The organism is Clostridium sp. L2-50 (assembly GCF_000154245.1).
Lineage (GTDB): Bacteria > Bacillota > Clostridia > Lachnospirales > Lachnospiraceae > Coprococcus.
Genome location: NZ_DS480311.1, coordinates 32,162 through 40,472, shown reverse-complemented (window position 1 = coordinate 40,472; position 8,311 = coordinate 32,162). Strand labels below are relative to the sequence as shown.

At 42.2% G+C, this 8,311-nt stretch carries 10 protein-coding genes; 1 reads left to right on the top strand and 9 read right to left on the bottom strand.

What is annotated here, in order from left to right; all coding sequences use genetic code 11:
* Positions 1-80: 80 nt before the first annotated feature.
* From CLOL250_RS00210 to CLOL250_RS00185, 7 genes are all read right to left on the bottom strand, one after another.
* Complete coding sequence (locus CLOL250_RS00210) at positions 81-1,832, bottom strand: phospho-sugar mutase (protein ID WP_044944489.1); 1,752 nt, start codon at positions 1,830-1,832, stop codon at positions 81-83.
* 103 nt (positions 1,833-1,935) lie between these two features.
* The gene (locus tag CLOL250_RS00205; protein WP_242997308.1) at positions 1,936-2,922 is read right to left on the bottom strand and encodes a hypothetical protein; all 987 of its coding nucleotides are present in this window, start codon (positions 2,920-2,922) and stop codon (positions 1,936-1,938) included.
* A 118-nt stretch (positions 2,923-3,040) separates the two neighbouring features.
* Positions 3,041-3,358 (bottom strand): type II toxin-antitoxin system RelE/ParE family toxin, encoded by a 318-nt coding sequence (locus CLOL250_RS00200; protein ID WP_008399789.1) that lies wholly within the window; start codon positions 3,356-3,358, stop codon positions 3,041-3,043.
* 2 nt (positions 3,359-3,360) lie between these two features.
* The gene (locus CLOL250_RS00195; protein ID WP_008399788.1) at positions 3,361-3,639 is read right to left on the bottom strand and encodes a type II toxin-antitoxin system Phd/YefM family antitoxin; all 279 of its coding nucleotides are present in this window, start codon (positions 3,637-3,639) and stop codon (positions 3,361-3,363) included.
* Between the two features lie 65 nt (positions 3,640-3,704).
* Positions 3,705-3,893, bottom strand: a complete 189-nt coding sequence (locus CLOL250_RS13850; protein WP_008399787.1) for a hypothetical protein — start codon at positions 3,891-3,893, stop codon at positions 3,705-3,707.
* Between the two features lie 39 nt (positions 3,894-3,932).
* Positions 3,933-4,862, bottom strand: a complete 930-nt coding sequence (locus tag CLOL250_RS00190; protein WP_008399786.1) for an acyl-CoA thioester hydrolase/BAAT C-terminal domain-containing protein — start codon at positions 4,860-4,862, stop codon at positions 3,933-3,935.
* 86 nt (positions 4,863-4,948) lie between these two features.
* Positions 4,949-5,569 carry a TetR/AcrR family transcriptional regulator gene (locus CLOL250_RS00185; protein WP_008399785.1) on the bottom strand — a complete coding sequence of 207 codons (621 nt, stop codon included), beginning with the start codon at positions 5,567-5,569 and terminating at the stop codon, positions 4,949-4,951.
* 325 nt (positions 5,570-5,894) lie between these two features.
* On the opposite strand from CLOL250_RS00185, the gene CLOL250_RS00180 reads away from it, so the two are divergent.
* Positions 5,895-6,482, top strand: coding sequence for a GNAT family N-acetyltransferase (locus CLOL250_RS00180; RefSeq protein ID WP_008399783.1), 588 nt, complete (start codon positions 5,895-5,897; stop codon positions 6,480-6,482).
* Here CLOL250_RS00180 and CLOL250_RS00175 read toward each other — a convergent pair.
* On the bottom strand, positions 6,469-7,050 hold the full coding sequence (locus CLOL250_RS00175) for a thiamine phosphate synthase (protein WP_008399781.1): 582 nt from the start codon (positions 7,048-7,050) through the stop codon (positions 6,469-6,471). The two genes, CLOL250_RS00180 and CLOL250_RS00175, sit on opposite strands and share 14 nt — an antisense overlap.
* The gene (gene thiH / locus CLOL250_RS00170) at positions 7,043-8,302 is read right to left on the bottom strand and encodes a 2-iminoacetate synthase ThiH (RefSeq protein WP_008399779.1); all 1,260 of its coding nucleotides are present in this window, start codon (positions 8,300-8,302) and stop codon (positions 7,043-7,045) included. Before thiH ends, CLOL250_RS00175 begins: the two co-directional genes overlap by 8 nt.
* Between the last annotated feature and the right edge of the window lie 9 nt (positions 8,303-8,311).

Below are 8,311 nucleotides of genomic sequence, written 5' to 3'. Positions count from 1 at the left end.
TTCGCTGATGTCATATTATAATGGGGCTTATGGTCTGTACAGGGGCAATCCCTGTGTTTTATATTTAAATTAAACTTTTATTATTTCTCTAAAATATCATAGATCAGATCCATGATCTTGTCGCCTGCTTCTGCGGACATCTTCTGAGCCTCATCATACGAGCTGCCCTTGATTCCATAGTAGAACTTGATCTTTGGCTCTGTACCGGATGGTCTTACTGCAAGCCATGCATCATTCTCTAATTCATAGTAGAGAACATTTGAGTTCGGCATACCGGTCTTAACAGTTTCACCGGTCTCAAGGTTCTTGATCGTCTCCAGACGGTAGTCACGAACAACCTTTGTCTTATATCCGGCGATCTCTGCCGGTGTATTGTCACGAAGCACATTCATGATATGTCCGATCTTCTTTGAACCTTCTACACCCTTCAAAGTTACTGTCTTGATATCATCTACATAGTAGCCGTATTTCTCATACATATCCATCATAACATCCCATAAAGTCTTACCCTGTCCTTTATAGAATGCAGCAGCTTCGCAAAGTGCCATTGTTGCTACGATGGCATCCTTATCTCTTGCATGTGTTCCGATCAGACAGCCGTAGCTCTCTTCGAAACCAAAGAGGTAAGTTCCCTTTCCTTCCTGCTCGAAACGTAAGATCTCACGTCCGATGTTCTTGAAACCTGTGAAGCACTCGATCAGGTCTGTATTGTAATATTTTGCGATCGCATCAACCATGTTTGTTGTAACGATCGTCTTAATGATCGCACCATCCTCCGGCAGCTTGCCATCGCGTGCTTTCATCTGACTTACTTCATATTCACACAGAAGACTTCCTGACATGTTACCGGTAAATACCTTATATTCACCTGTCTTGGAATCCTTTGCATATACACCCAGTCTGTCTGCATCCGGATCAGTTGCAAGAACGAGGTCTGCATCTACTTTCTTTGCAAGATCAAGAGCAAGGGTAAATGCTTCCTTTGCTTCCGGATTTGGGTAATCAACTGTTGGGAAGTTACCATCCGGAAGTTCCTGTTCCGGAACAACATATACATTTTCAAATCCAAGATCAGAAAGAATTCTTCTTGCAGGAATATTTCCGGTACCATGAAGTGGTGTATATACGATCTTCAGATCCTTACCATATTTATCAATAGCATCCTGATGAAGAACCAGCTTCTTCAGTTCGCCCATATATGCATCATCAACTTCTGCACCGATCGTTACCAGAAGTCCTGCTTTGATCGCATCGATCATTTCCATTGTCTTAGTATCCGCAAAATCTGTAATGGCCTTAACCTCTGCCATGATTCCTGTATCATGTGGAGGTGTGATCTGCGCACCGTCTTCCCAGTATACTTTATAACCATTGTACTCCGGTGGGTTATGACTGGCTGTTACATTAATACCTGCTACACAATCCAGATAGCGAACTGCAAATGACAGCTCCGGTGTCGGACGTAAAGACTCGAATCTGTATGCCTTGATTCCATTTGCTGCAAGACATAATGCTGCTTCCATGGAAAACTCCGGTGACATTCTTCTGGAATCATATGCAATAGCAACACCCTTATCCTGTTTGCCCTGCTTGATGATATAATTTGCAAGACCCTGTGTTGCTTTACGGACAACGTACTTGTTCATTCTGTTTGTTCCGGCACCGATGATACCACGAAGTCCTGCAGTACCAAATACCAGATCACAGTAGAATCTTTCTTCTATCTCTTTTGGATCATCCTTGATTGAAAGAAGTTCATCCTTGGTCTCCTGACCAAATAATGGATTGTTGACCCACTGCTCATATACTTCCATATAATTGCGTTCGCTCATTTTAATATTTCCTCCTGTGCGTTCCTTTAAAACATTACACTTAATATATTTCCTAAATCCCAAAGTTAGATTTTCTCACACATGACATTATACATTCAAATTCCTAACTTGTGAACCCATAATGATTGCAAAAATCACTTAAAAATTTCTGCTTTTCTTGTTCATCTGTTATAAGTTTACTGAGTTTTTCAAGATTTGCAGGGGAAATCCAGCATTTTCTGGAGTTCATATAACGATTGCTGACCTTCCAGAACTTCTCCGGATAACTATATAATATGTAGATATATCGATAATCTTCTCCGGTAAGCGGCAGAATACGATCGTATTCTTCTATGATCTTCACCGCCATATTGAAGTTATAATTATTCTTTTCCATGACCTTCCGGATGAACTGATATAAGTCGATCAACTGATATCCGACATGAAACCGGTCGAAATTCACAGTCGCCAGATACCCCCCGCAAAATAACACACTATGGTAATTATATGCTCCATGGCAATATCCGATATGCCCGGCAATATTTGTCCGGTCGCAGGCATCCATCATCGCCTGGCAGTCGATTGCCTGTCTGTAAAATGCGTCATACGCTTCTATATATAAGAGCTCAAAATCATTCTTCGTCGGACGCTTTGAGATAAAGCTCCGGATTTTTTTCATTTCCTGCGTTTTTCGTCTGAAGTTGCCCGGCTCACGGTACGCATACGTTCTCCCCTCTTTTGCATACAGCTCACGCCCCCGGATATGAAATATCGCAAGATTTGCAGCCGCCTGATTCAGATCGCAGATACTTCCGGGATTACATTCCCGTCCCTCAAAATATTCCCGCATCACATATGGATTCCCGTAGCGGTCGCAGGTGATCAGCTCTCCTTCCCGGTTCGGCACGCAGCGGTCAATATGGTGAAATCCTGTCTCATACAGATTTTCCTTAAATTCCCGCTCCTGCTCCAGCCGTTCCTCGCTGCCGTCAAATGGAGATATCTGCCTGATTCCCTGATCCGTTTTCAGGATCATAGATCCCCGGCCTCTGACGGCACCCAGTATTTCCATGTCATATGCTTCGTAGACTTCACTCATTTTCTCAGACAAAAAATCCCCTCCTTGAATTGTCTTCATACTTTGTATGAATCGGAAATCCCGATAAGTAATTGTATGAGGGAACCTTCAAATTCATTCTTAATTTCTGTCCAGAAAATTTGCGCACTTTCTATAATCCACGTATTATATTCAAATAGTCTTGTCTGCCATCCACTACCGCATATACAATAACCGTTTTATTCTCTTCATTAATTTTATAAAAAACCAGATCCTTTTTTAGTATAAGGACTTTATATCCTTGTCGTTTAAGAACAAGGTATCTTGGATCTGTTCCAATATATGGATCATTTCCAAGTTCAAGAATTTTTTTCTCTATATAATCAAGTTGTTCCAAAGCTACTTCATTGCCAAAATTCTGAGCTATATATAAAATTATTTTTCTAATTCCTGCATCCGCAGTATCAGTTCGTATTACCTCATATTCCATACTTAGCCCTCCTGAAGCATTCTACGCAAATCATCAAATGTTTCAGTTATCGGTGCAACACGATTATTTTTTATATCATCCTCTGCCTCAGCTAATATTTCAAGTAACTCTATACGAGCTTTCATATTTTTATATTCTTCATATGAGAGGGCTACCGTATCACCTCTGCCATTTACTGTAATAATTACCGCTTCTTTATTTTCCTTACATTGTTTTGAAATATCATTATAATGGTTTCTTAAATCAGCCGATGGTCTGATTGATTCCTTTAATGTTAACATAAAAACCACCTCCGTTTATATTATATGCAAATTATATCATAATATGTCTATTTGTCCAATGTGTTTTACTGCCTGCAGGATTTCTTCGTTTCTTCGTTTTCCGAAATCGAACAAACCCATACGAATATACAGCAATGATAAATCCGTAGATCAATAAGAGCGGAATACTCAATGATCTCTTTCCATTTATAACTTGGGATCAACGGAATCTGGTGTGCCATCAGTGCTGCTGAGCTAATAACCCTTATTATCACTGTGACCCTCCTGATGAAAAATAAGAGCAAATACGGATATTAATCCGCTGTCCACTCCTTTAACGCTGCGGACAATCTGCGGTCAATATCTTTTCTGGTTGCCTCACATTCCTTTGGATAATCTTTTGCAGCCTTAAAGACAAATTTCAATACAAATTTGAGTCCAACCGGAAGTGCGATCCGAAGCAAAGTTTCCGGCAATACAAAGTGAGTACCATGTTCATAAACAAGAGCATCGTATTCACATGTATGTGGACGTTCCTTTAAACGCTGATCCATACGGCGGACATATTTGCCGGCCTCCCAGAAGCTGTCATCATCCGCACCGATCAGGAATAAGCGGCCTTTTATATTCTCGACCTTTACCATTTCTTCCTCTGTATGCGGTCTTGCCTTTTCCGAATCTATAAACAACCGGGTCGACCGTGTGATATCACCGGAGCCTTTTGTTTCCTCCTCAATCTTCTGCCAATACACCGGATGTTCATAGACAAATGGCATATAAGGCAGCGGCTTTCCCTGCCATGAAAGTGTGGATGCATTCGGTATCGGCCATTCCTTACATCCATCCTTTTCTCCCTGTTCAAATCCCTGCCATACAAAATCACTGGCAGTAAGTCCGATCGTCATCGTAATATCCGGGAAATAAGATGCTGCAACGATCGCATCCATTCCAGCCGTGCTCATTCCCATGATACCGATCTTCCGGTTTCCATGAGCCTGTAACCACTTTATCGCGGTCTGAATCCTTTCCAGAGGGTTGTTGACATGACTGTAATTTTTTCTGCCCGGAGATACACACATAGCATTTACGCCCTGTCTGTGAAGCCATTTTGCTCCACATTTCGCCATATAATCATTCGGATCATCCCCAAATAATCCGATCACGGCACAATCTGCCCCTTTGGGATTTTCGTAATACGTTCCATAAAATCCATCTTTTTCGTTTTCAAAAAATTGTTTTTTCATGTTGTTCTCCTGTCCCTAACACAAGTTAGTATATTCTAACATCCATGGACAGTATACTCTAAATGACTGCCAGATTCCACACTTTCTTACATTTTCTTATCATATTCATCTGCAATACAATATCGGCAGATCAGATCCGTAAGCGCATCGATGACTTTTTCTTTATCATAGTCATTTTCATAGAAAGTCACCTCATGCACAACGGACTCCAATGCACATTGAAGGATCAGGGATGTGGTCTTAAGATCAGAGATTCTGAGCATTTTTTTATTTGTCTCAAGCAGCGAGAAAAATGTCTGAAATGCACCTGCACGCGCCTTCGCTTCCAGTTCGTGCAAATCATCATACTGCAGGGATAAGGCGGATATCTCCTTCTGGAATGCCGTCATATGTTCATGATTATGCAGGATCAGAGCAACGTATCTTCTGACAAATTCCCGTGGAGATGTGATTTCAGATACATCCATAATCGTGATCTCCTGCAAAGACTCATTATAAAGATCCGTGATCAATTCCTCATATAACGACTTCTTATCAACAAAATAGCTGTAAAATGTGCCGATCGACACATTTGCTTTCTTTGCAATCTCATTACTGCTGGTATTATGAAACCCTTTTGTCGAGAACAGCTCGACCGCCGCTTTCTTCAGTGCTTCTTTTTTCTCAATACTTCTTTTCTGTTTTGGGATACGAATTTCTTCCGGCATGTGTTACTCCTTTATGTAAAAAACAATTCCGTTCATATAGTTTTACTGTTTCCAGTATAAGCATATAATAAAATAAAGTCAATAAAACATGAGTATATACTCACATTTCTATTGACAGCAAAATCCCGGCGTGATATTCTACAGCCATACATAATATGAGTTATAACTCACATTTCAAAAAATGGTATATTCTACGTTGCAGAGATATCATTTTTTTGAATACATTGATCGAACGATATGTGAAACTCATAAACAGCAAACTTTCAGATTATGGAAACCATACTGGCTTTTCAAACATATTGAAAGGAAATTTAGGAGGTAAAACATGATAAAGATCGAAAACTGGTCACCAGAAGATATAGCAAAATACGGCAGACTGATCGGGGAAGCATTTGCCGCATCTCCCGGAATTGCCGAGACGATACCACATGATGACCTCGTCAAATCTTTCGAGATCATTACTGAATTCTACTACCGGATGGGTACATTATATGCAACCTCCGAAAAATATGAAGGCTTCCTTGCATACTGGGATAAGAATACCAGACAGCCACTCGGGCCTGCCCTACATATGATCTGGAGAATGCTGTGCGAGATTCCATTTAAATCATTATTAAATATCGCAACCGGATCAAACGAGCAATATAAGAAATTATACCGCAAAGAAAAAGATTATATCGCCATCTCGATGGTAGTCGTCTTACAGGCTTACCAGGGACAGGGCTTCATGAAGAAGGTTCTGGAGCTGCCATTTGCAGAAGCCGCCAAACGTGGCTGCCCCTGCATTCTTGACACCGACAACATCCAAAAGGTTGTCAAATACGAACATTGCGGCATGACGAAAACTGCCGAGAAGAAGATGGCACATGATATCACGCTGTATACCATGGCATATCTCCCTACATCCGCATAAATCCGGACATCATACAACCGCCTGCCGCACCGGCTTCCATCACCTGTAGCAGGCGTTCTTCATTGATACCACCGATCGCATATACCGGAACCGGACAATTCGCACAGATCTCACGAACAAATTCCAGCCCTCTGCCCTTCAGCCCTTTCTTACATTCTGTCTCAAATATCGTTCCAAGCACGATCTGTGTCGCTCCGCTCTTAACTGCAAGCTCGACATCCTCCATGCTGTGACAGGACACACTGATCTCTTTAAAATTCGTTGTCAGTGCATCACGCCAGACATCTGACAAATCCTGCAACACAGGAATCGACAAATGAATATTCTCACAGCCAAGCCGTTCTGCAATCTCCATTCTGGAATGTAGAAAGACAGGTATGCCTGCCGTTTTGTATATTTCTAAAACCTTCGCTGCAAGCTTCTCATATTCTGCATCCGGCAGATCTTTTTCCCGCAGGATCAATGCATGTGGATGCACCTGAGCGACCTTTTGAAGCTGTTCCAGAAAGTCTCCGTTTACCAGCGCGCGATTGGTGATCACGATCGCATGCTCATAACATTTACACATAGATATAATCGTTTAAGACCGGCTGTAAGCCGCCCTTCTCCATATCCTGATACATGGATGCAAAGGAACGATCATCGTTGATCTCGAACTGCTCATCTCCTACATCCTCATCCTCTTTGCCCTCGTATTTTTCTTCATGATCACCGATACCGGTCGATACTCCGGCAGAAACCTTCGTTGCACAGATCTTTGCGATTCCGTTTCGGAATGTTGCGCTCTCACGGCTCGATACCGTGATTCCGGCAAATGGCAGGAACATCCGATATGCACAGAGCACCTGACAGAGCTCCTTCTCACCTACATCCCTTGGATTGATCTTCTCATTATTCACGATCGGACGCAGACGCGGACAGCTCAATGATAATTCTGCATGAGGATATTTGCGGTTGATATAGTAGACATGAAGTGCTGTCGCCAGTGCATCCTTTCTGAAATCATCCAGTCCCAGAAGTGCTGAGAATCCGGCTCCACGCATGCCGCCCATCAGCGCACGCTCCTGCGCATCAAAACGATACGGCCAGACACGCTTATGTCCCATCAGATGCAAGGTCTCGTATTTATCTGTGTTGTATGTCTCCTGAAAAACAGTCACATAATCAACACCACATTCATGCAGATATTTGTATTCATCCACATTTACCGGGTAGATCTCGATTCCGATATTCTTAAAATATTTTCTTGCGATCTTCACCGCTTCCCCGATATATGTAACATCCGAATATGCCCGGCTCTCGCCTGTCAGGATCAGAATTTCTTCCATGCCGGTATGCGCAATAACCTGCATCTCATGCTCGATCTCCTCCATCGTCAGCTTCTTCCGGCGAATGTTGTTATAACAGTTGAAACCACAGTAAATGCAGTAGTTCTGGCAATAGTTTGCAATATAAAGCGGTGTGAAGATATAGACCGTATTTCCAAAATGATTCTTCGTGATCTCCTCTGCTTTCCTTGCCATCTGTTCCAGATACGGTGCTGCTGCCGGTGACAGCAATGCCTTAAAGTCCTCGATCGTACAGCTCTCATGTGACAGCGCACGTTCTACATCTGCCGCAGTATAGGAATCATAGTCATATGCATCCATAGCCGCAAGTACTTTGTCCTTGATATCCGAATCGATCACCTGCATGCCTTCCATATATTCCATATGATTTGTCCGGAACGATGCATCCTGTTCCAGACGATGCTTGCGCGCTAGCGCTTCCTGTGGAAGCTTGTCACTGTCAACAAAATATACCTGATTTTCTTCATTCATTTCCGACTG

Bases quoted from the DNA above. Each gene is read 5' to 3' on its own strand.
- CLOL250_RS00210 (WP_044944489.1), bottom strand. From the start codon at position 1,832: ATGAGCGAACGCAATTATATGGAAGTATATGAGCAGTGGGTCAACAAT.
- CLOL250_RS00200 (WP_008399789.1), bottom strand. From the start codon at position 3,358: ATGGAATATGAGGTAATACGAACTGATACTGCGGATGCAGGAATTAGA.
- CLOL250_RS00195 (WP_008399788.1), bottom strand. From the start codon at position 3,639: ATGTTAACATTAAAGGAATCAATCAGACCATCGGCTGATTTAAGAAAC.
- CLOL250_RS00190 (WP_008399786.1), bottom strand. From the start codon at position 4,862: ATGAAAAAACAATTTTTTGAAAACGAAAAAGATGGATTTTATGGAACG.
- CLOL250_RS00185 (WP_008399785.1), bottom strand. From the start codon at position 5,569: ATGCCGGAAGAAATTCGTATCCCAAAACAGAAAAGAAGTATTGAGAAA.
- CLOL250_RS00180 (WP_008399783.1), top strand. From the start codon at position 5,895: ATGATAAAGATCGAAAACTGGTCACCAGAAGATATAGCAAAATACGGC.
- CLOL250_RS00175 (WP_008399781.1), bottom strand. From the start codon at position 7,050: ATGTGTAAATGTTATGAGCATGCGATCGTGATCACCAATCGCGCGCTG.
- thiH (WP_008399779.1), bottom strand. From the start codon at position 8,302: ATGAATGAAGAAAATCAGGTATATTTTGTTGACAGTGACAAGCTTCCA.